This is a genomic window from Gilliamella sp. BG1, assembly GCF_046635625.1.
In the GTDB taxonomy this organism is placed as follows: Bacteria; Pseudomonadota; Gammaproteobacteria; order Enterobacterales; family Orbaceae; genus Gilliamella; species Gilliamella bombi.
The window spans coordinates 21064-43977 of record NZ_JBIDFG010000002.1 but is presented as its reverse complement, the minus strand read 5'-3'; the positions used below and the strand labels follow the sequence as shown (position 1 = coordinate 43977).

The 22914-nt window shown below is 33.7% G+C and carries 20 protein-coding genes; 8 read left to right on the top strand and 12 right to left on the bottom strand.

Annotated features, from left to right (window positions below; all coding sequences use genetic code 11):
• Nucleotides 1–108 precede the first annotated feature (108 nt).
• Nucleotides 109–681: a cell division protein ZapC gene (locus tag ACGH80_RS01010; protein ID WP_085163963.1), complete on the top strand. Its 573-nt coding sequence runs from the start codon at nucleotides 109–111 to the stop codon at nucleotides 679–681.
• Here the strand turns inward: ACGH80_RS01010 and ACGH80_RS01005 are convergent.
• The gene (locus tag ACGH80_RS01005; protein ID WP_411630412.1) at nucleotides 671–1774 is read right to left on the bottom strand and encodes a YcbX family protein; all 1104 of its coding nucleotides are present in this window, start codon (nucleotides 1772–1774) and stop codon (nucleotides 671–673) included. The two genes, ACGH80_RS01010 and ACGH80_RS01005, sit on opposite strands and share 11 nt — an antisense overlap.
• Before the next feature lie 102 nt (nucleotides 1775–1876).
• Nucleotides 1877–2359: a transcription elongation factor GreB gene (greB, locus tag ACGH80_RS01000; protein ID WP_065589681.1), complete on the bottom strand. Its 483-nt coding sequence runs from the start codon at nucleotides 2357–2359 to the stop codon at nucleotides 1877–1879.
• 333 nt (nucleotides 2360–2692) lie between these two features.
• On the opposite strand from greB, the gene ACGH80_RS00995 reads away from it, so the two are divergent.
• Nucleotides 2693–4132, top strand: a complete 1440-nt coding sequence (locus ACGH80_RS00995) for a hypothetical protein (protein WP_411630411.1) — start codon at nucleotides 2693–2695, stop codon at nucleotides 4130–4132.
• A gap of 163 nt (nucleotides 4133–4295) precedes the next feature.
• Nucleotides 4296–6602 carry a Tex family protein gene (locus tag ACGH80_RS00990; RefSeq protein ID WP_411630410.1) on the top strand — a complete coding sequence of 769 codons (2307 nt, stop codon included), beginning with the start codon at nucleotides 4296–4298 and terminating at the stop codon, nucleotides 6600–6602.
• A gap of 316 nt (nucleotides 6603–6918) precedes the next feature.
• Here ACGH80_RS00990 and ACGH80_RS00985 read toward each other — a convergent pair whose 3' ends face one another.
• The 10 genes from ACGH80_RS00985 to ACGH80_RS00940 all read right to left on the bottom strand — a co-directional run bounded on the left by ACGH80_RS00985 (nucleotide 6919) and on the right by ACGH80_RS00940 (nucleotide 19693).
• On the bottom strand, nucleotides 6919–7785 hold the full coding sequence (locus ACGH80_RS00985; RefSeq protein WP_296300051.1) for a YjjW family glycine radical enzyme activase: 867 nt from the start codon (nucleotides 7783–7785) through the stop codon (nucleotides 6919–6921).
• Complete coding sequence (locus ACGH80_RS00980; RefSeq protein WP_411630409.1) at nucleotides 7760–9307, bottom strand: YjjI family glycine radical enzyme; 1548 nt, start codon at nucleotides 9305–9307, stop codon at nucleotides 7760–7762. The genes ACGH80_RS00985 and ACGH80_RS00980 overlap by 26 nt, the downstream gene beginning before the upstream one ends.
• A gap of 14 nt (nucleotides 9308–9321) precedes the next feature.
• Complete coding sequence (gene ushA / locus ACGH80_RS00975; protein WP_411630452.1) at nucleotides 9322–10938, bottom strand: bifunctional UDP-sugar hydrolase/5'-nucleotidase UshA; 1617 nt, start codon at nucleotides 10936–10938, stop codon at nucleotides 9322–9324.
• 99 nt (nucleotides 10939–11037) lie between these two features.
• Nucleotides 11038–12339 carry a pyrimidine-nucleoside phosphorylase gene (locus ACGH80_RS00970; protein WP_085163969.1) on the bottom strand — a complete coding sequence of 434 codons (1302 nt, stop codon included), beginning with the start codon at nucleotides 12337–12339 and terminating at the stop codon, nucleotides 11038–11040.
• Nucleotides 12340–12443: 104 nt separating this feature from the next.
• Entirely contained in the window at nucleotides 12444–12848 is a 405-nt protein-coding gene (locus ACGH80_RS00965) for a cytidine deaminase (RefSeq protein WP_411630451.1), read from the bottom strand.
• A 23-nt stretch (nucleotides 12849–12871) separates the two neighbouring features.
• Complete coding sequence (locus ACGH80_RS00960; RefSeq protein ID WP_411630408.1) at nucleotides 12872–14845, bottom strand: bifunctional 2',3'-cyclic-nucleotide 2'-phosphodiesterase/3'-nucleotidase; 1974 nt, start codon at nucleotides 14843–14845, stop codon at nucleotides 12872–12874.
• Nucleotides 14846–14874: 29 nt separating this feature from the next.
• The gene (gene add, locus ACGH80_RS00955) at nucleotides 14875–16044 is read right to left on the bottom strand and encodes an adenosine deaminase (RefSeq protein ID WP_085163971.1); all 1170 of its coding nucleotides are present in this window, start codon (nucleotides 16042–16044) and stop codon (nucleotides 14875–14877) included.
• 304 nt (nucleotides 16045–16348) lie between these two features.
• Nucleotides 16349–17590 carry a nucleoside permease gene (locus tag ACGH80_RS00950; RefSeq protein ID WP_085163972.1) on the bottom strand — a complete coding sequence of 414 codons (1242 nt, stop codon included), beginning with the start codon at nucleotides 17588–17590 and terminating at the stop codon, nucleotides 16349–16351.
• A gap of 104 nt (nucleotides 17591–17694) precedes the next feature.
• Nucleotides 17695–18411: a purine-nucleoside phosphorylase gene (gene deoD, locus ACGH80_RS00945; RefSeq protein ID WP_411630407.1), complete on the bottom strand. Its 717-nt coding sequence runs from the start codon at nucleotides 18409–18411 to the stop codon at nucleotides 17695–17697.
• 52 nt (nucleotides 18412–18463) lie between these two features.
• Nucleotides 18464–19693 (bottom strand): phosphopentomutase, encoded by a 1230-nt coding sequence (locus ACGH80_RS00940; protein ID WP_411630406.1) that lies wholly within the window; start codon nucleotides 19691–19693, stop codon nucleotides 18464–18466.
• Nucleotides 19694–20086: 393 nt separating this feature from the next.
• Between ACGH80_RS00940 and ACGH80_RS00935 the strand changes: the two genes are divergently transcribed.
• From ACGH80_RS00935 to ACGH80_RS00915, 5 genes are all read left to right on the top strand, one after another.
• Nucleotides 20087–20596: a hypothetical protein gene (locus tag ACGH80_RS00935; protein ID WP_411630405.1), complete on the top strand. Its 510-nt coding sequence runs from the start codon at nucleotides 20087–20089 to the stop codon at nucleotides 20594–20596.
• Between the two features lie 154 nt (nucleotides 20597–20750).
• Nucleotides 20751–21260, top strand: a complete 510-nt coding sequence (locus tag ACGH80_RS00930) for a hypothetical protein (RefSeq protein WP_065589845.1) — start codon at nucleotides 20751–20753, stop codon at nucleotides 21258–21260.
• A gap of 53 nt (nucleotides 21261–21313) precedes the next feature.
• The gene (locus ACGH80_RS00925) at nucleotides 21314–21436 is read left to right on the top strand and encodes a hypothetical protein (RefSeq protein WP_255306795.1); all 123 of its coding nucleotides are present in this window, start codon (nucleotides 21314–21316) and stop codon (nucleotides 21434–21436) included.
• Between the two features lie 288 nt (nucleotides 21437–21724).
• On the top strand, nucleotides 21725–22234 hold the full coding sequence (locus ACGH80_RS00920; protein WP_065589970.1) for a hypothetical protein: 510 nt from the start codon (nucleotides 21725–21727) through the stop codon (nucleotides 22232–22234).
• 148 nt (nucleotides 22235–22382) lie between these two features.
• Nucleotides 22383–22880: a hypothetical protein gene (locus ACGH80_RS00915; RefSeq protein ID WP_411630404.1), complete on the top strand. Its 498-nt coding sequence runs from the start codon at nucleotides 22383–22385 to the stop codon at nucleotides 22878–22880.
• Nucleotides 22881–22914 lie beyond the last annotated feature (34 nt).

Genomic DNA, 22914 nt, shown 5'->3' with positions numbered 1-22914 from the left:
AAAATTATATAATTAAATTATTTTTATTTTAACTTTTTATTTATTTTTTATGTAATTTATGTTATCTTTTTGACCAATTTTAAATCAAATGATAAGGGTAACATATTAATGAAAATGACTTTTCGACCAACTGATTGTTGGCGATGGTATTTTGATAGCGAATACGATAGTTTAATGCTTGAAGTTTCATCTGAAATGTTATTTCGTTCTTGTTATCCAAGTAAAATGTTAGTTCCTGATGTTTTTGGTGAGTTTCCATTTTCTGTTAGTGACGCAACGTCTTATTATCAATTTTATAATAGTTGTCAGTTACTTAATTTGACAGATTCACAAAAGATTGAACTAGCTATTAACGCTATTGTTGCAGCTAATTTTTTAAAGCCTCAAATGCCTAAAAGTTGGTATTTTTCACAACAACCAATGTTATACAAGCCCAAAATAGCTGATATTGTTGAGGTAATTTTACAAGAAGATGGACAAAAGGTTTGTTTAATGGTCGTTGAAGCGGGGGAAAATGCATCTCTTTGTATTATTGCACAAGCTTCATTTATTGCAATGAATAAAACGTTTGTGTTTTCTGAAGCAATTAAAGTAATGAATGATAGATTAATATCTGTAGAGAAAAAATTTACTGAACAAAAGCTGACTTCAGATAATTTTGAATTTAAGGCTATTTCTTAAGTAATTTAATTGTAATATCTCCTTTAGGCACACAACTACAGGCTAGAATTTTATTATTTCGCCTAATAGCAGCTTGTGTTAATGCCTCTACTTCACCTTGTTTTAATTCAACTAGACAACGTCCACAAATACCTGCACGGCAAGAATAAGGTAATGCTATTTTATGTTGTTCTAACTGCTCTAAAATAGTTTGCTTATTATTACCTTTAATTATTTGATTTTCAAAATTTATTGTACAAACTTTTGCTTCAGTTTTTATTTCTGTTGGAAAGGTTTTAATATAATTTTTAGCTGGTTGCCGTTCCAATACTTCAATTTTATCGTGAACTGAAATTGTTCCATGATTTCGGGCTATCATATTCATACCAAAATCAATTTCACCTTGCTTATCGGCTCTAAAGTAACGTAAGGTTTTAATTGGTTCATTATCAGCTAAGGATGTTGCAGATTTTATGTTCATTGTCGTTATAACACAGCGACTACAAGGTTTAACAATATCAAAAATCACATTGCCAATTTTTATTGTTTTCCAGCCGTCTTCCGCAAAAGGTAGTGCTCCTTGAATAACGATATTTCCACGAAATTGTCTAATATCGAGTTTTTCAGGGCATTGCTGTTGTAAATAATCAAATGAAGCTTTATTTAATAACAAATAAGGATAACCATCAGCAAAACTAACAGGAATTTCAGGATAGCGTTTGGTTCGACGAGTTAATTGTTGACCAACCCATCTTAATTGTACATCTTTATGCAAAATTTGACTGAAAAATTGATTGACTCTTATAGGGGCAATTAATGAAGTAAAATGATTACCCCAAATTTCAGTAGGCTCATAATTCAACGAAAACTCATCAAGATTAAATATTATCATTTCAGTTGGAGATAGCGAAATATGTACTTCGTTTTTTACTATGAATGTTTTGAATTTCAGGAGCTCAGGGTGTTGTCTTGCCGTGATAAAAGTGCCATCGGGTTCACTAAGCATCAATATACGGTCATGCTCAAAGCCTCCATCAACTGTATTTGCTTTTGTTAGTTGTATCCCTTGCATCGATTTGATTGGGTAGATGTATAGTTGATTGACAAAAATCATAATATCTTACATAAATTACAAATGTTTTGATAATTATATACTTAATTACCCATATCTTATAGTTTTTAGATTTAACAAATGGAATGAATAATTTAGGGCATATTAGCATAACTCGGTATAGCTAATTTCAGTAATATAATACAATGCTTTGCCATTAGGGGTGATAACGGCTATTTCATCATCAACTTTATGACCTATTAATGCTTTTGCTACAGGGCTATTGATTGATATCCAATTTTTTTTAGGATCAAATTCATCGCTACCAACAATACGGTAAATATGTAAATTACCAGATTCATCTTCCAATTTTACCCATGCGCCAAAAAATACTTTACCTTCTTGTTTTGGGTGTGGTTCGACAATTGTTAACGTTTCTAGTCGCTTGGTAAGAAAACGTATACGCCGATCAATTTCGCGTAATCTTCGTTTTCCATAAATATATTCTGCATTCTCACTACGATCGCCGAGGGCTGCTGCATCTGATACAGCTTGTGTAACGCGAGGTCTTTCTTCTTTCCATAAATATTTCAATTCACGATTAAGGTTCAAATAACCTTCTCTTGTTATATAATTATTCTTTCGCATATTTTCATTCCCTATAGTAATCTTTATTTTTCGAGCAAAAACTCGATATTTCTTTATTAAAATATATTGTTCGAGTAAAAACTCGACATTTATTTAATAAAATTTATTCTATTTTTTAATATTTATCAAAATAACGTTAAATAATCTTTAAAAATCAACATTAAAATGATATTATTTTTTCATTGCTTGTGTTGTGTTTTTTTATTTTATTCTTGGAATATCTCTTGCTCAATAAGTAATTAAGTTAATTATATCGCATAAATAAGTTTAATTTCGCAATTATACAATAATAAAATAAATAAGTTGTTATTATTATCACCATTAGGAATGAATATGACTACACGGAAAGAGCCAATTTGGGGTCTAGTTTGTCTTATTAGTTTTTTTTCAACTAAATCTTTAGCATTATCGGCTGTTACTGCAAATCCTATTAATGGAAATAGTCCTCGTTTTATTAGTTCAATTGAAAATAATATTCAATCCAATAAAGCATTTAATTATTTTGGTGTCATCTATAATGGAAATACCTATTTTTATACAGGTGATTTGAACACAGCATTAGGCTCAGATGTTTCAACTAAAACTCCTGAAAGTTTAGGTTTATTAGCAGCAATTAAACAACCAGAAAGCTCTGAGGTTATAGATGTTGATGGTGATGGAGATATTAAATTATCAGAGGACAAGGATAACCCAGTTTCGCTGGAATGGTATTACGAAGACGAAAATAATAAAGAAGTTAAATTAACAGACGATCAAACAAAAACGACATTTGAAAAATTAGTAAAAAGTGGTATTTATCCTTATATTAAAGTTAGTGGTGGGGTAGCTTTAACTACAAAATACGGAGTTCCAAATTTTCAAAATTACCCAGATAGTAAGATTGCTATAACAAAAACACCTTATCGAAATTTTAATGTACAAGTAGGTGGTGAAGCTATCAAATATGCTAGTCCACATATGCTTTATAGTGCTCCAGCTTATTCTTGGGGGGATAGATCTGTTTTTGATTGGGTAGACTGGAATGGTTTTGTACCACAAGATGATTATTTAAATAATTTCCCTTCAGTTGGTGCAAATGATCTCTTTTTCTATTTAATTACCGAGAATATTGATAATTCACTAAGCACAACAAAATGGATCGTAAGAACATCGGATCCTGATAAAGGAGCACCTGGCGCAATTACAGCGACAGTTACAAAGTCAGAGGCTCCAAGAGCAGTAGTTGTAGGTGGTTTTAAGGCTTATGATGCGAAAAATATGGTTCTGGTTACGTTAAAAGGTCCTGATTCCTCATCTAAAGGTGCTAATCGAGCTACAGCACCCAAAGCGAATTTACCTGTTGATATTGAGATAATAGGCGAAACCAAACAAGGCGTAATGCTTAGTTACAGTTTCCGGATAACTAAATGGTTTATCAATAGAGGAGAATATATTGATACATATCAAGAGCAAAAAGATTGGTGTAGAAGTTTAGGTGATTATAAATTAGCATCTCTTAGAGAGCTGAGTAATGCAAACTTTCTGCTTCATCAAGATAAATATGGTAATAATCCTGATAACTACTATAAAAGAGCTGTACATGGGGGATTAATTACTGAATGGGGGGGATTAGCGTATTATCAAGGTGATAATTTTTATAACCCAACTTATGGTTGGACTAGCGATTATTCAATTTCTACAGGTGATCCTATTTATATTAATATGAATGATGCTGCATTTAATGGTGATAGAGGTCCTGAGCATCAGTATTATGCATTATGTAGTTCTAAATAAAGAAGTTAAATTTATGATTAGCTTTATTTAATGTTAGCCAATCGAAAAATATCCCAATAACTAGCAGTTATAATTTTTAGGGAGGAGATAAAAGGCTCAGAATTGCAACAGAAACAAGGATAGGTATATAATCACTACTTTGCTTAAAATTGTTAAAAATACCATGATGAATAAACAAATTAGCCATATTATAGCCAGTGAGTTAGCCGTAAAGTCAGAACAAGTTCAAGCGGCGATTCAATTATTAGATGAGGGCAGTACCGTTCCTTTTATTGCTCGTTATCGAAAAGAGGTGACAGGTGGGCTTGATGATACCCAATTACGTACTCTTGATAGTCGATTAAGCTATTTGCGAGAACTTGAAGATCGTAAGCAAACAATTTTAAAGTCTATTGAAGAACAAGGTAAATTGACATTAGAATTAAGTAACAGTATTGCACAAACGCTTAGTAAAACTGAACTTGAAGATCTCTATTTACCATATAAACCTAAACGCCGTACTCGAGGTCAAATTGCCATTGAAGCAGGGCTTGAACCATTAGCTGACGACTTATGGCAAAATCCCATACTTGACCCAGTAATTGAAGCCGAAAAATATATCAATTCCGATAAAGGTATTACTGATACAAAATCAGCAATGGATGGAGCTCGTTACATTTTGATGGAGCGCTTTGCAGAAGATGCAGCATTATTAGCAAAAGTGCGTCATTATCTTTGGAATAATGCTCATTTAGTTTCGCAAGTGGTGAGTGGTAAAGAGGAAGAAGGAGCTAAATTCCGAGACTATTTTTCACAAAGCGAGCTGATTTCTAAAATACCATCTCATCGTGCATTAGCAATGTTTAGAGGGCGAAATGAAGGCTTTTTACAACTCTCCTTAAATGCTGATCCGCAATTTGAACAAGCGCCTAAAGAGAGTTATTGTGAACAAATTATCACTGAATATCTAGGCGTCCATTTTAATGAACAGCCAGCAGATAAATGGCGCAAAGCTGTGATTAATTGGACATGGCGAATTAAAATTCTGATGCACATGGAAACCGAATTAATGACAACATTACGTGAGCGAGCAGAGGAAGAAGCGATTAACGTATTTGCTGCTAACTTGCATGATATGTTAATGGCTGCTCCAGCAGGTATGAAAGTTACTATGGGCATGGATCCCGGTTTAAGGACGGGTGTAAAAATTGCTGTTGTTGATGCAACAGGTAAATTAGTTGCGACTGAAACGATTTACCCTCATACAGGGCAGGCAGATAAAGCAGCTATGGTTATTGCCGCACTTTGTATTAAATATCAAGTTGAATTAGTGGCCATTGGTAATGGTACAGCTTCGCGCGAAACTGAACGTTTTTATCTTGATGTTCAAAAGAAATATCCAGAAGTGAAAGCGCAAAAAGTGATTGTAAGCGAAGCAGGTGCCTCGGTTTATTCTGCATCAGAACTAGCAGTGCAAGAATTTCCTGATTTAGATGTATCTATTCGTGGTGCAGTATCAATTGCACGTCGTTTACAAGATCCATTAGCAGAGCTTGTTAAAATAGATCCTAAATCGATTGGGGTGGGGCAATATCAGCATGATGTTAGCCAAACTCAGTTAGCAAAAAAACTTGATGCTGTTGTTGAAGATGGTGTTAATGCCGTTGGTGTGAATTTAAACACTGCTTCGATGATGTTACTTGCTCGTATTGCTGGACTTAATAAAGTAATAGCTCAAAATATAATTAATTGGCGTAATGAAAATGGACAATTTACGGATCGTAAACAATTATTGAAAGTGGCTCGCTTAGGTCCTAAAGCATTTGAACAGTGCGCTGGATTTTTACGTATAATGGATGGTAAAAATCCTCTTGACGCATCGGCCGTTCATCCAGAAGCTTATCCAGTTGTAGAACGAATTTTAGAAAAAAATCACAAATCTTTAAAAGAAATTTTAGGTGATACAAACTATTTAAAATCACTTAAAGCAATCGATTACGTAGATGATCATTTTGGTGTGCCAACAGTTACAGATATTATCAAAGAGCTTGATAAACCTGGTCGTGATCCAAGACCTGAATTTAAAACTGCGCAGTTTGCTGATGATATAGAAACGATGGAAGACCTAAAAATAGGTCTGATTATGGAAGGATCTGTTACTAATGTAACTAATTTTGGTGCGTTTGTTGATATTGGTGTGCATCAAGATGGTTTAGTGCATATTTCAGCTTTATCGGATAAGTTTGTTGATGATCCAAGAACAGTGGTAAAAGCTGGTGATATAGTCAAAGTTAAAGTGATAGAAGTTGACATTCCTCGAAAACGTATCGCTTTATCAATGCGATTAGATGATCCTGCTGCGCCAAAAACTGATAATCGAAAATTCATTAATGAACGTTCGGTTAACAATACTAAAAAACAACATTCATCTTCAATGACTAATAATGTCATGGGAAATGCATTTGCAACTGCATTTAAAAAGAATAAATAATATTTTTCTAGTTTAAGGGACAATTGTCCCTTTTCTGCATTTAGAACCATTTAGTCAAAGCTACCTAATAGCGATCTACTCAATATAGAACTGAACCATATCAGTAAAACCAAATCAAGTTTATCTTTTTTCGATCTTAATGTAATAGTATTATTGGTTATGATATAACGTATTATTAATATTAAATAACTCTATTGTAAATCTCCTTAAACAAGCAGCATAATTTCTACTTGAATCTTGACTAAGTTTGAAGTATTTACACATTGGTATAAATTATCTGTTATTTATTGATACTTAAAAGTAACAAGTAATACCATTACAAATAAACATTAGGTAATATAATATGTTGTAGGCTATGTTGTTTTAATTGTTCTGCAAACTGTTCTACTTCAGGCCTACTGGCGGATGGCCAGTTTTTAGCGATACCACGTACACCATGATTATGAAAAGCATTAATTCTTATTTGAATATTGGGATCTAAATCAATTAAAAATTTGGCAATATTTTCAACATTATCCTGTAGATCCGTTTGTTTAGGAATAATTAAAAGTCTTACCTCATATAGTTTTTTTATTTTTGCCAGATATTTAATCGTTTCTTTTACTCGTTGATTGTCTCTTCCCGTTAACTTTTTATGCACATCATTATCCCAAGCTTTGAGATCAATCATTGCGCCATCCATCACATTTTCTACTTTTTGCCACCCGGTTTTAGTTAAATAACCATTGCTATCAATAAAACAGGTAAGGTGCTTTAAATCGTTAGATTGTTTGATAACATTGAATAGCTCTTTAATAAAGGGTAACTGCATTGTTGCTTCTCCACCACTTATGGTAATACCATTTAAAAATGGTAGATATTTCCGGATAGCGATTAAAATATCATCTACACTATATCTATAAGTCATTGGTGATGAAGAATGTTTACAAGTATTAATACAAGTATCACATTGCTGACAATTTGAAGTTTGCCATATAACTTTATTGTTACTAAAACTTAATGCTTTGTGTGGACAAGTATCAACACATTGACCACAATCCTTGCACAATGATATCGTATAAGGATTATGGCAGTTTAAACAACGAAAATTACATCCTTGTAAAAATATAACTAGTCGATTACCAGGTCCATCTACACAAGAAAAGGGTAAAAGCTTATTAACGATTGCCCATGACTTGCTCATGACTAATTACTCGTGGTTTTCGACATAAATAACTATTATTTTCGGTATCGTCGGCAGCCTCGGCTCCTAAGAAAGTAGTATTAATTCGTGAGCCTTCTTTTTTATATCTTTTAATATCAGATAATCTCACCATATAACCTGTAACTCGAACAAGATCATTACCACTGATATTGGCAGTAAATTCACGGAAACCAAATTTGAAAGCAGCTTTACAAATTTGTAGCAAGGCTAGGGGATTATTTTTTATGGTCTCATCAATTGTTAAAATATCACTAATACCCGAAGTGAAATACTGGTGATGTTTATACAGTGCCATAATATGAGTGACAGGATCGGGTTCTTGCCCATATGGTATTCTTAATCCAGGTGTTGTTGCTCTATCTATACTAATGCCTGATTGTGAATGCAGCATTGCTTTCCCTTTCCAAGCATAATCTATTGTATGGTTATCAATAAATTCGGCAATTAATTGTGTAATAGTTAATGCAAGTTCATTAGCTTGTTCATCAAAACCATAACGTCCAGCTAAATTTGCTTTTTCTTGCAAGATATTGACAGCTTCAGCCATTCCAAAGATACCAAACATTGGAGCAAATCGTTTTGGATCAATTAAACCTTCTTCAACTAAAAAGCTGCTGTTAAAAAAGTTCGATTTATTGTAAAGAAAGTTTGACCTTGCTTGAATAAGATTGAGCTGCAATTGACAGTAGTGAGGTAAGATATTTGACAAAAAGTCTTCTATATTTTTACTACGTACTGCAACTTCTTTTAAATTGATTCGTGAAAGCGTGCTTCCCCCTCCAGCTACTGGTAGTGAATTATAGCAACTTACAACACCGTAACCTTGGTTATCAAAATCTTTTTGAATCATATTGTTGTTTGCAATATGAGGTTTGCTTGTTTCACAAATATTTTCAATTGCCACTAATAATAATGATTCTGGTGTAATGTCTTCATCATAGATAAAGGTTAAATTTGGAGCAACTTGTTTGAGCTCTCTATCTATACGTAAGATTACCCGACAGATAATATTATCGGTTGGTCCAATGTTTGCATGCATAAATGCATCAGGTAAATTACGATCAAGCATGATCCAAAAATGCTTTAATCGCTGATAAATCTCATCTTCAGTAAGATTACCAACGTAAGGAAGTAAAATTTGATCTAAGCATCCTAAATAAACAGGCATACCAGTTACTGAAGGAACATGATGATAGATGATGATAAGCAAATTCAATGCATCATCAAATGTTTCAGCTGGATTAAGTTCTAGCCATTGTGATCCTTGTTTTAAAAATTTCACATAATCAGGTAAAACATAACGAGGTTTATAAGGTGCGTGACCTTCGTACATATCACAAATAACGCGGTCATTTAAAGCTTGTTGTGTTTCTTCATCCAGATCTACATAAGGTAAATTATTTTCTGCTGCTAAGGCGAGCAAATTTGCTTTTTGTTTGGGTGACAAATTGGGGTCTGTCACAATATTATAACAACTTTGTTGAAATTCGGTCATGGTCATAATTATCTCAATATTTATTTCTCAATAATAAATTGTTTTGGTTCATAATCAGACGCAGTAATTGGCGAATGGTTCTCAAAATACTGTTTTACTACATCGGCATCGCGATAACCCGTATCAACGTAAGTCGGTGATGTATTAGTTATTGGATAGCCATCTCCACCAGCGGCTAAAAAGTCAAGTGTAGCAATGCGGTAGTTTTTTTGTAAATTGATCGGTTGATCATTAATTTTTACATCTTCAATATTGTTCCCATTTCTTGTTAGGTGTATATTTTTCAAATGTGCATACCCACCCGAACCTTGTTTTTTACTTAATGCAACTTTTAGATAATCAATTAATTCACTACCAGTTAATTCAAAATAAACTACACTATTACCAAAAGGTTCTACTTTTAAAATATCACGATAAGTAATATCACCTTCAATTAATGAGTCACGAATCATCCCCCCAGACATAATGCCAACGTTTGCATTGGTTTTTTCAACAAAAGCACTGAGTAACAGTTGTCCCATATTGCTTTGTTGGTATCTAACAACATCTCGATTACCTTCTAATCGTCCTTTTAACTCGCCACTTTTCACTAATAACTGCTGTTTACCTAATTCTTGATAAGGTCTTAAATTTTCAAGTAAGGATTTATCTTGAGGAATTTCTTGCGTGTAATATTCAAGGCGTTTGGTACTGTTACCATTATCAACCTCTTTTTTAAGGTTAATAGGAATTAATTGGTAATTTTTTAACGTGATTTTGCCATTTAAAAAGACAAAATCTGCACGTCCAACATATTTTCCCCATTCGTGGGCCTGCACAATCCATGTGCCATTTTGTTGATCTGGCGCACAAGGTGTACCTGGTACATATTCGGTAATACGTTTATTAGGACTAGCCATACACACAGGGTTTTGTGAGTGTCCTCCCACTATCATATCTAAATCGCCGGTCTGTAAATTTCTGGCTAATTCAACATCACCCGGTGCCATTGAGCCATGTTCACCATTTTCATAATGCCCCATATGAGTGACAGCAATAATCATATCAGGGTGTTCATTATCTTTTAACTGTTTAATTATTTTTTGTGCTTCGGGTAAGGTTTGTCGAAATTCGACGCCTTCCGTATTTTTGGGTGAAGCAAGAAAAATGGTATCGTCAGTGGTTAAACCAAACACAGCAACTTTAATACCATTCAAATCAAACATTTTATAGGCATCAAATACACGTTTATCTGTGCCTTTAAAGTAAGTGTTTGCCGATAAAAAAGGAAATTTTGCCCATTTCTGTTGCTCACGAATAATAGTCAAAGGATGATCAAACTCATGATTACCCACAGCCATAGCATCGTAACCAACCGCATTCATGCCAATAAAATCAGGTTTGGCTTGCTGTACATCAGATTCAGGGACACCAGTATTAATATCACCACCTGATAGCAGCAGTAATTTCCCTCCTTTTGCCGTAACTTCTTTTCGAATTTCATCTACTACGGTTTTTTGAGCAGCAAGCCCATACTCACCAATATCATTTTGCCAAAAACGGCCGTGGTGGTCATTGGTATGCAAAATAGTAAATTGATAAGACTTGTCTTTTTCTAAAGTTGGAACTGATGAGCTTTTTGTGGAAACAGCGGCCATGCAAGAGGCTGAAAATAGCCCCATACAAACAAGTAATGATAATTTTTTATTAAACTGATAATAGTACATGGTATCTCCTAAATCCTTATATAACAGCTATTATCCTGTAATCACCTTGTAAATAAGTTGTGGCTCAGTTGCGTTATCACTAATGGTAATATTGTCATATAATTTTTGCTTGATAGTATCAAGCTTATCAGTATTGGCGTGTATCGTTAATAAAGCTTCACCTTCAGTAACTTTGTCGCCTACTTTTTTATGTAACACGATACCAACAGCGGGATCAATAATATCTTCTTTGGTTGCGCGACCAGCGCCTAATTGCATTGCAGCTATCCCGATTTGATCTGCGATAATTTTTGATACATAACCTGATTTAAGGGCTGGTAGGGCAATTTGGTAAGGTGCACTAGCCAATTTTTCAGGATGATCAACGACCGAACTATCACCGCCTTGTGCTTCAATTAGGGTTTTAAACTTCTCGATAGCTTTACCATTTTTAATGACTTCATGAAGTTTTATTCTGGCTTCTTCTAATGTTTTTGCTTTATCGGCAAGTACAACCATTTGACTACCTAATGTTAAAACCAGTTCGGTTAAATCGGCTGGACCATGACCTTTTAACGTATCAATTGCTTCTTTTACTTCAAGAGCATTACCAATTGCAAAACCAAGAGGTTGAGACATATCCGAAATAATTGCCATGGTTCTACGGCCAATTTGATTACCAATATTTACCATTTCATGGGCTAATTTTTCTGAATCGGCCATATCTTTCATTAGCGCACCATCACCTGTTTTAACATCAAGAACGATGGCATCAGCACCCGCTGCCAATTTTTTACTCATAATTGAACTTGCAATAAGAGGAATAGAGTTAACAGTACCTGTTACATCACGTAACGAATAAAGTTTCTTGTCTGCTGGGGTTAAATTGCCTGATTGACCAATAACTGCAAGGCCTTTATTATTAACTTGATTAATAAAATCTTGTTTACTTAATTCAATTTTAAAATCAGGAATCGATTCAAATTTATCTGTGGTGCCGCCCGTGTGACCAAGCCCTCGTCCAGACATTTTTGCTACTGGAACATCTAAAGCTGCTACTAAAGGAGCTAGAACTAATGTTGTAGTGTCACCTACACCGCCAGTTGAATGTTTATCAACTTTAATGCCTTTGATTGAAGACAGATCAACAGTATCGCCAGAATACATCATCGCCGAGGTTAAATCTGCGCACTCTTTGGAAGTCATACCTTGATAATAAATTGCCATTAATAAAGCACTAACTTGATAATCGGGGATAGTTCCATTGGTATAATTAGTGATAAAAAATTGGATTTCATCAGTGGTTAATACATTGCCGTCACGTTTTTTTTCTATAATATCTACAAATCTCATTACTATTCTCTCTTACTATCAATAAATAAAATTAGTGTATTGCTTTGTTTATACAAAATAAATTTTAAGTCATGATTATTATTTTTTATTGTTAAAAAATAATGTTAATCAAGATCACTTGGTGAAAAAGACCAAGGTAATAATTCTCCCACTGTTGTTTCCTGAATTTTACCGTTCATATTGGTCAAAATAACAGGCATATCTTTAGCACAAAACTCACTAATAACTTGACGGCAAGCTCCACATGGTGAAATAGGCCCATCAGTATCTCCAATTACCACCAATTTTTTAAATTTTGTTTTACCTTCAGAAACCGCTTTAAAAATTGCCGTTCTTTCGGCACAATTTGCTAGTCCATAAGATGCGTTTTCAATATTACAACCTAAAATTGCTTCATCATCTTCAGTAATTAGCACGGCACCAACCTGAAATTTAGAATAAGGTACATAAGCTTTAGAACGGGCTGTTTTAGCAAGTTCAATCAGTTTTTCAATTTTCATATTAATAATCCTTTTGGCCGTAATAAATCTAACTAAATTTTAGGTTGAGTGTTAACAGGAGACTGCAAATCTATCTTATAAACACCAAAACCAGATGTATCTGTATCGATAAAATGAATAGGGTATAGTGAATGTTTCTCGATATAGGTTTTAGCTTCATCAGTTGGTGATGATTCAAAGCGAATATCTAATTTTGTGTTACTAGTAATTGGAGAAATTTGCCAATTATTGTCGATGGTAACATTCGTTATACTATATTTTTGGGTAGTATTGGTAATATAGGCTGAAAGAATTACTCTTAGATCGTCAGGAGAATTAAATTTGACATTTTTTTCACCAGTACCTGGAAATATACCACTATAAGCACGATAATTATTGGTGGCAATTAAGAATTCTTGGTTAGGAGCAATTGTTTTTTGTTGATAAGTCAGATTCCTAATTCTTTCAGATGTAGGGTTAATTAACTGGCAATTTGCATCATAACGGGGTGGCTTTGTTACATCTATTTGATAATTCACTCCATCAATAATATCAAAATTATAGGTTCTGAATTTATCCCAATTAATTAAATATTGTGGTTGTGATGAATTAGTATTAATTTGATTATATACACCAGCTGAACACTCTAACCACTCTTTGACATCTTTACCTGTAATTTTCACAGCAGACAAAATATTAGGATAAAGGTAAATATCTGCAGCATTTCTAAACGACAAATTACCTGCTTTAACATCAACAAAAGCGCTAGGATCGTTTTTCCTGCCGCCAGCTTTAAATGGTGCAATGGCCGATAAAACGGGCAAACCATCAAGATCAGGATCCCCTTTAATAAACTGCTTAACGTAATCGATTTGTGCATCATTAATAATTTGTAAGGCAGATGTATCTTCAACCAATGCTAGATAGCTCGTAATATCGGTTGAAACTTTACCTATTGGTTTACTAACAAATTCACGTGTTCCTTGGTGATCTTTGTTTAGAATGTCGACGATTTTTTGATCGGCTTTAACAAGTGCCTTTTTAGTTTTTACATCATAGATTGGTCTAGCTTCTGATTTACCTGAAATCACTTGCCATTTTGATTTATCACCATCAAGAACTAAGTCCACCACTCCCAAATGGCTACCCCAATGTCCGGGCATAACAGCAGGCACATGATTAATGTTACCAGTTTTGATATCAGTATTTGGTAATGATTTGAAATCTTCACTAGGAAATATGCCGTGAGAATGACCAAACATAATTGCATTAATACCCTCTACTTGACTCAAGTAGTAAACCGAATTTTCAGCTAATGCTTTATAAGGTACAGCTGAAACACCAGAATGTGGAATAGCAATAATAACATTAGCGCCTTGTTTTTTCATTTCAGGCACTAATAGTTTGGCCGTTTCTGTAATATCTTTGACGACAACTTTGCCATCAAGATTAAGTTTGTCCCATTGCATAATCTGTGGAGGGACAAAACCAATATAGCCGATTTTAATCGTGTGCTTATTGCCGTTTCTATCAATAACAGGAGTATCTAAGATAATATATTGTGTAAAAAATGGCTTTTGAGTTTTGGCATCATAAACATTAGCGTTGATGTAAGGAAATTTAGCCCCAGAAAGACTTTTTTGTAGAAATTCCAATCCAAAATTAAATTCGTGGTTACCAATATTACCCACACTATAATTAAGTGTATTGAGCGCTTTATAAACAGGATGAATATCGCCATCATTAAAACCCTTCTTTACGGCATAATCAGCCATTGGGCTACCTTGAATTAGGTCACCATTATCAACAAGAACACTATTTTTTACCTCACTTCTTGCTTGATGAATTAAATTAGCAGTTTTTACTAATCCAAAAGAATCAACAGACTGATCTTTGAAATAATCATAATTCATCATGTTTCCATGCAAGTCGGTTGTTTCAATAATCCTTAAATCAACAGTTACGGCATTAACAACGCCAGATATAAATAGGGTTAAAAAGGGTAAAATTAACTTATTTTTTTTCATGCAAATATCCTATTATTCTGACAACTAAATTAGTTAACGGGTATGGCTAGTAACAGCTTCTGATATTCTAAAAATCGTTCAATGATTGCTGGATGATATTTTTTGTCATTAATAAATTTTTTAAGCAATTGTCTATCATCAGATGAAAAACATAAAAGAACTTGCTCAGTTAAACGACTTTTAACCATATCTTCAACAAATGCGGCTTGAATGCCACATAGCGTTATATCAAGCAATTCTAATCGTGAAAATGCAAATATGGATTGGGCGATACTATATTCTTTTTCAATATCAGTACCAAAAATCCCTGCATCATCGGTATTTAAGGTAATGCGAACACCTTGGTCATAAAGTTGCCTTATTGGATGTTGATAAATATCGCCATGCAATTCATTCACTAAAATCCGATTACTCGTTAAAGCAATTTCTAGAGTGATTTTTTTTTCGACCAGTTCACAAATAAGCGCTTTGTTTTCAATGGCACGAATACCATGACCGATTCTGATTGCACCGTGTTTAAGAGCTTGAATAATGCTCTCATCTGAATCAATTTCGCCAGCATGATACGATTTTTTTAAGTTCAGCTGAGTAGCCAACTTATGTGCATCTTTAAAATCATCAAAATGCCCAGCCATTTCGTTACCAGCAATATTAAATCCCGTAATAAAAGGGTGATGATTTTGCTGAATAAAACACAACGTATCATAAACAACTTTAGCGCCTAGGTGTCTAACACCAATAACATGATATCTAACTGTAATATCATAGTCGTTTTGTACTTTTATAATCGCTTTGTCCATGTAGAAAAGAGTTTTATTAAACCTTTCTTTATCCCAAATTAATTTTCCATTAACTTCGGTTGTGCAAATATGATAGGGGGACAAAAATAGCTCGCAATAAATTAACCCTTGTTTAGCATTTCTATTAAGAAAATCGTAAGTAATAGAATAATAATCTTCAGGATCTTTTAGAAAGCTAGAAACGGTATCATATGTATTAATAAATTCTTCAAATTTGGATTCGTCATACAAATATCTACCATTTTTATATTCTTTGGCATTGTATTGACCAGATTTGTAACATAGTGTACTAGGAAAAGGAATATTATTTTTTTGCGCTAACTGATGAGCCATGACAGGGGTAATGCTGCCTTCAACATGTTCGTGCAATATAACTTTAGGTATCATTTGATCGTTCATTAGGTATTTAATCTATTTTTAAATGAGCTAAATTGGCTTTAGTAACATTGGTTTTACTAACAATGACATTAAACGCTTATTAAAAAATTTTTAATAACATGTATATCATTGTTAATTTGGTTATTTTAACTTGATAAGATACTTATCTGCTATATCTTTTGCATCACTTATTTATATTTTTGTGCGGTAAATCAAATTTTTACGATAATTAATTGTTAGTAAAAAGGCAACAAAATGTATTGTTGCCTACGTATTGATTGAGTGGGAAAAAGCTCCACCACACAAAGAATAATTAATTAATGATTTAAATAGTTTTTGGATTAGGCTTTTCGTTTTTAAAGATCAACATAAATACAATTGCTAGAACCAAAGCATAACCTGCAAAAATAAGCCAAACTGTTTGCCATTCAGTAACATTTCCAGTTTTATAATAATCGACTACATAACCACTGCCTACCGAACCTAAATAAGCACCGAACCCATTAGTCATGGTCATAAATAATCCTTGAGCACTATTACGAATAGTTGGCGATACCGATTTTTCAACATACATTGAACCAGATATATTGTAAAAGTCGAAAGCACAACCATAAACAATCATTGAAAGAAGAAGTAATACAGAACCGAAAAGAGATGGATCGCCATAAGCAAATAAACCAAAACGAGCAACCCAAGCAAGCATACTAATAAGCATAACATATTTGATACCTAAACGTTTCATAAAGAAAGGTACAAATAAGATAAATGCGACTTCTGACATTTGAGAAATAGACAACAGTATAGAAGGGTATTTAACCACTAAACTATCAGCATATTCAGGGAATCTTTCAAAATCATGTAAAAATGGATTACCAAAAGTATTGGTTATTTGTAAAATACCGCCTAATAAAACCGCAAATAGAAAAAATATAACCATTCGAGGTTGTTTGAATAAAACAATAGCATCTAACCCTAATGCGCTAATGATGTTTTTTTCTTCAGTTTTATTTTTTGTTGTTGGAATCAATGGTAGCAAGAATGAATAAAGGCTGAGTAATAAAGCAGATGCAGCTGCAATATAAAGTTGCATGCTACTCAGTTCTAATTTTAAAAGACTCACAAGCCACATAGCAACAATAAATCCAATGGTGCCAAAAATTCTGATACAAGGGAACTCGGTAATAACATCAAGTCCACGTGATTCTAAGCAAGAATAAGCGATTGAATTTGAAATGGCGATGGTTGGCATGAAAGCTAGGCAATGAATCAATATCACAATCATCATCATGAAAGGAGATGTTACTGAAGCCGCAATAAATAGCGTTAAAGCACCGATTAAATGACAAAGCATATACAAACGGTTAGCTGGTATCCATCTATCCGCTACAATCCCAAGTAAGCCTGGCATAAACAAAGAAGCGATACCCATTGTTCCGTATATCGATCCTACTTCAAGACCAGTAAATTGTAATTTACGTATCATATAAGAACCGAGAGTTATTAACCAACTTCCCCAGATAAAATATTGTAAGAAAAATATAACCCTAAGTTTAAAATGAATATTCATTTATAATTCCTTAATAAACGAGATTTACTATAATCTAATATCTAAATATCAATAAAATAATTATTTGATCAAAATAAAAAATGGCAGATTAACCTGCCATTTTTTTAGTTTTGATTTAATAAAACAGACTCCAGTGCAACAGTGATCATTTCTTTGAACCCTAATTGTCTTTGTTCTGCTGACATTGCTTCGCCTTTTCGGATATGATCTGAAACTGTACAAATAGCCAGTGCTTTTGCACCATATTCAGCCGCAACGCCATAAATGCCAGCAGCTTCCATTTCGACGCCTAAAATATTGTATTTTTCCATAACATCAAACATATCAGGTTCAACACTATAAAAAAGGTCAGCAGAAAAAAGGTTACCAACTTTAACATTCACACCCAATTTTTTAGCTGCATTAACGGCATTACAAGTTAAATCAAAATCGGCGATAGCGGCAAAATCATGATCTTTAAAACGTAAACGGTTGACTTTTGAATCGGTACAAGAACCTAACCCAACAATAACATCCCCCAAGTTGACATTAGGGCTAATTGCACCACATGAACCAATACGAATGATGTTTTCAACACCATAAAATTTAATTAGTTCGGTTGTATAGATTGAACAAGATGGAATACCCATTCCATGCCCCATAACTGAAACCTTTTTATCTTTGTAATAACCAGTAAAACCCAACATGGATCTTACATTAGTAACTTCTGTTGCATTCTCTAAAAAGGTTTCTGCAATGAATTTTGCTCGTAGCGGATCGCCGGGCATTAAAACGGTTTTTGCAAAGGCATTATCAACAGCATTAATATGCGGGGTAGACATTAACTTCTCCTGATATTTGTTTTGAAATCGATATTACTTAAACTTAAATTATTTATTTTTTTATAAAAGATTTACCGTAATCCATTGGCGATAAATCAAAATAATCGGCAACACTCTGTCCTATATCGGCAAATGTTTCACGATGACCTAAAGAGCCAACAGGCACACTATCTCCGTAGACAATGACAGGTATATGTTCGCGAGTATGATCGGTACCTGACCAAGTTGGATCACAACCATGATCGGCGCTAATAATAAGCAGATCGCCAGGTTGGATAAGCGCTAACATCTCAGGAAGACGACTATCAAAATATTCTAAAGCAGCGGCATAACCTGAGACATCGCGACGATGCCCATAAGAAGAGTCAAAATCGACAAAATTAGTAAATACAATCGTATTATCTTTAGCCTGCTTAATTTCTTCTAGTGACGCATTAAATAAAGCTTCAAGACCGGTTGCTTTTACTTTTTTGGTAATTCCAACTTGTGCATAAATATCGGCAATTTTACCAATTGACACTACGGTACCTTGTTTTTCATCAACTAGTTTTTTAATCATCGTTGGTGCTGGTGGTTCAACAGCAAGATCGTGGCGGTTACCCGTACGCACAAATTCGCCCGCTTTTTTGCCAACAAAAGGTCTAGCAATAACGCGGCCAATGTTGTAATTACCTTTATTTAGCTCATCACGTGCAATTTCGCAGACTTCATAAAGTTTATCTAAACCAAATGCCTCCTCATGACATGCAATTTGGAATACAGAATCAGCAGAAGTATAAAAAATTGGCTTGCCAGATGCTATATGTTCTTCACCAAGTTCATCAAGAATGACTGTACCAGATGAGTGACAATTACCGAGGTAACCATGAAGTTTTGCACGAGAGACAATTTTATCTAAAAGATCTTGAGGGAAGCTATTAGTGGTATTAGTAAAATAACCCCAGTCAAAAAGAACTGGCACGCCAGCTAATTCCCAATGTCCTGATGGAGTATCTTTGCCTGAGGAAATCTCGCTTGCATAGCCATATGAACCAATAATTTCACCTTCAGTTTGCATACCTTTAGGATAATGACCAGTTGATTCATACGCCGCTTCGATTAAGCCTAATTTGCCTAAATTAGGTAAATTTAATGGACCACTACGACCATGCTCAGCTTTACCTAAAGCACAAGCTTCAGCAATATGTCCTAAAGTATCAGCACCCTCATCGCCATATTTATTTGCATCTTCAGCGCCACCGATACCAAACGAATCTAGGATCATAATAAAAACTCTTTTCATAATTTCCTCTAACTAATAAGCAAAACTTAACTTGTGTACAATCTTTTTTATTAGAATTCTGGTTATAATTTATAAAAACATCGCTTAGTTAGCTATAATACACGATAACAAAAAACAAAAAAGATTTAAGCGTTGCTTTAGCTGAATATTTGTATAAATAATGTGATTAATTTGATCTTAGTCATATTTTTGTATATCAAAAAATTTATAAAACACTTTTTTAAGTGTAGAAATTAGTCATGCTGTTTACACTATTTTGAGAAAAAAACGTAATGAATATACATAAAAAACAAAACATTCTGACTTGGAACATTCTTATTTATAATTCTATTTATCTGCATTTATATAAAACAACCCAAATTTATTTAACACAATTTAATTAAGGAGTGACTGATGCCATTTGTCAATGCCTATGTGTCGGAAGAAGATGCTAAAAAATATGATTTAGATAATTTATGGAATAAGTACAATCCTTGGTTCACTCAAATGCCTGAACTATTGAAGAGTTTTGATGTTCACCAACACGCTTGGTGTGTGGATAAGGAACGAGGGTATTGGTTATTTAACTGTGGTTGGGTGCTGAATTATGATAGTCCTTCGGGTCTCCCTGAACCAACGAATAAGCAGGTGTTTATCCTGCATGTTAATGGTCAGAATATTGATTTTATTCTGGAAGCTGGCCGTTGGAAACCTAGCGATTTGGAAGCGATCGGTTTGGAATATGCTAACTCATTTCTTGTAAAAATTGCTTGGAATATTGTGTCAATGACCCCGAGTTGTCTACCTAGTATGTCGAAAGAGGATTTATTAACCGTTTTAAAAGAGGCATTAACTGTCTATAAATGTAATGGAATTAGAAATTTAGAAGCTAATGATGAAGCACTGATTAGATGTAATTTTTAGTATTTTGTAAGCTAACGCTATAATCAATTATTATATCGTCTATTTTTGTTTATTTACAAACCAACTATCTTATTTATAATTCTATTTATCTGCATTTATATTTTATATAACAGAGCCCAAATTTATTTAACACAATTAAATTAAGGAGTGACTGATGTCATTTGTCAATGCCTATGTGTCGGAAGAAGATGCTAAAAAATATGATTTAGATAATTTATGGAATAAGTACCGCCGCTTTGGTACCAAAATGCCTGAACTATTGAAGAGTTTTGATGTTCATCAACACGCTTGGTGTGTGGATAAGGAACGAGGGTATTGGTTATTTAACTGTGACTATGTGCTGAATTATGATACTCCGTCTGGTTTACCCGCAGCAACTAATAAGGAGGTATATATCCTGCATGTTAATGGCCAGAATATTGAGCTTATTTTGGAAGCTGGCCGTTGGAAATCTAGCGATTTGGAAGCGATCGGTTTGGAATATGCTAACTCCTTTCCTGTAAAAATTGCTTGGAATATTGTGTCAATGAATCCAAGTTGTTTATCGACTATGTCGAAGGCGGATTTATTAACCATTTTAAAAGAGGCATTAACTGTCTATAAATGTAATGGAATTAGAAATTTAGAAGCTAATGATGAAGCACTGATTAGATGTAATTTTTAGTATTTTGTAAGCTAACGCTATAATCAATTATTATACTGGAGGAATAGACCAATATGGTGGGATTGACTAAAGAGGAAGCGGAAAAACGATTATTTAAGGTCAAGGATGCCGATGGATTACGTGATTTAATACAGCAATTAGATATAAATACGCATGGCAAAACAACCATCCTCTAAAATGCTCTAAATTCACATTTACTAAATTTTAATCTGCTAAATTTCAATTTACTGCTCCCTTCAAAATATCAGCATAACTTTCAATCGTATTTCAATATTGTTACCGATCAATTATTAAACAAATTATAACAATAATTTAATCAAATCATGCCCTAATAATGAATACTTATAATCTGTTTTGGGTTATTCACAAACCAACTATCTTATTTATAATTCTGTTTATCTGCATTTATATTTTATATAACAGAACCCAAATTTATTTAACACAATTGAATTAAGGAGTGACTGATGCCATTTGTCAATGCCTATGTGTCGGAAGAAGATGCCAAAAAATATGATTTAGATAATTTATGGAATAAGTACAATCGTTGGGGTATAAAAATGCCCGAGCAATTGAAGAGTTTTGACGTTCGCCAACACGCTTGGTGTGTGGATAAGGAACGAGGGTATTGGTTATTTAACTGTAATTGTGTGCTCAATTATGATAGCCCTTCCGGTATCCCTGAACCAACGAATAAGCAGGTGTTTATCCTGCATGTTGATGGTCAGCATATTGATTTTATTCTGGAGGCTACTGATTGGGATCCTAGCGATTTGCAAGCGATCGGTTTGGAATATGCTAATTCATTTCCTATACAAATTGCTTGGAATATTGTGTCAATGACCCCGAGTAGTTTACCTAGTATGTCGAAGGCGGATTTATTAACCATTTTAAAAGAGGCGTTAACTGTCTATAAATTTAGTGGACTTAGAGATGTAGAATCTAATGAAGAAGCACTGATTAGATGTAATTTTTAGTATTTTGTAAGCTAACACTATAATCAATTATTATATCGTCTATTTTTGTTTATTTACAAACCAACTATCTTATTTATAATTCTATTTATCTGCATTTATATAAAACACCCCCAAATTTATTTAACACAATTTAATTAAGGAGTGACTGATGTCATTTGTCAATGCCTATGTCTCGGAAGAAGATGCCAAAAAATATGATTTAGATAATTTATGGAATAAGTACAATATCTGGCCTAATCATAAAATGCCAAACCTATTAAACAGTTTTGATGTTCATCAACACGCTTGGTGTGTGGATAAGGAACGAGGGTATTGGTTATTTAGCTGTGGTCGTGTGCATAATTATGATAGTCCTTCCGGTATCCCTGAACCAACAAGTAAGGAGGTATTTATCCTGCATGTTGATGGCCAGAATATTGAATTTATTTTGGACTCTAGTGATTTGGATCCTAGTGAGTCAGTATCTAATGACCTATATCCTATACAATTTGCTTGGGAAATAGTGTCAATGAACCCCAGTAGTTTACCTACTTTGTCAAAGGCGGATTTATTAACCATTTTAAAAGAGGCGTTAACTATCTATAAATGTAGAGGAATTCGAAATTTGGAAACTAATAAGAAATCATTTTTTAAGTTTAATTTTTAGTATTTTGTAAGCTAACACTATAATCAATTATTAT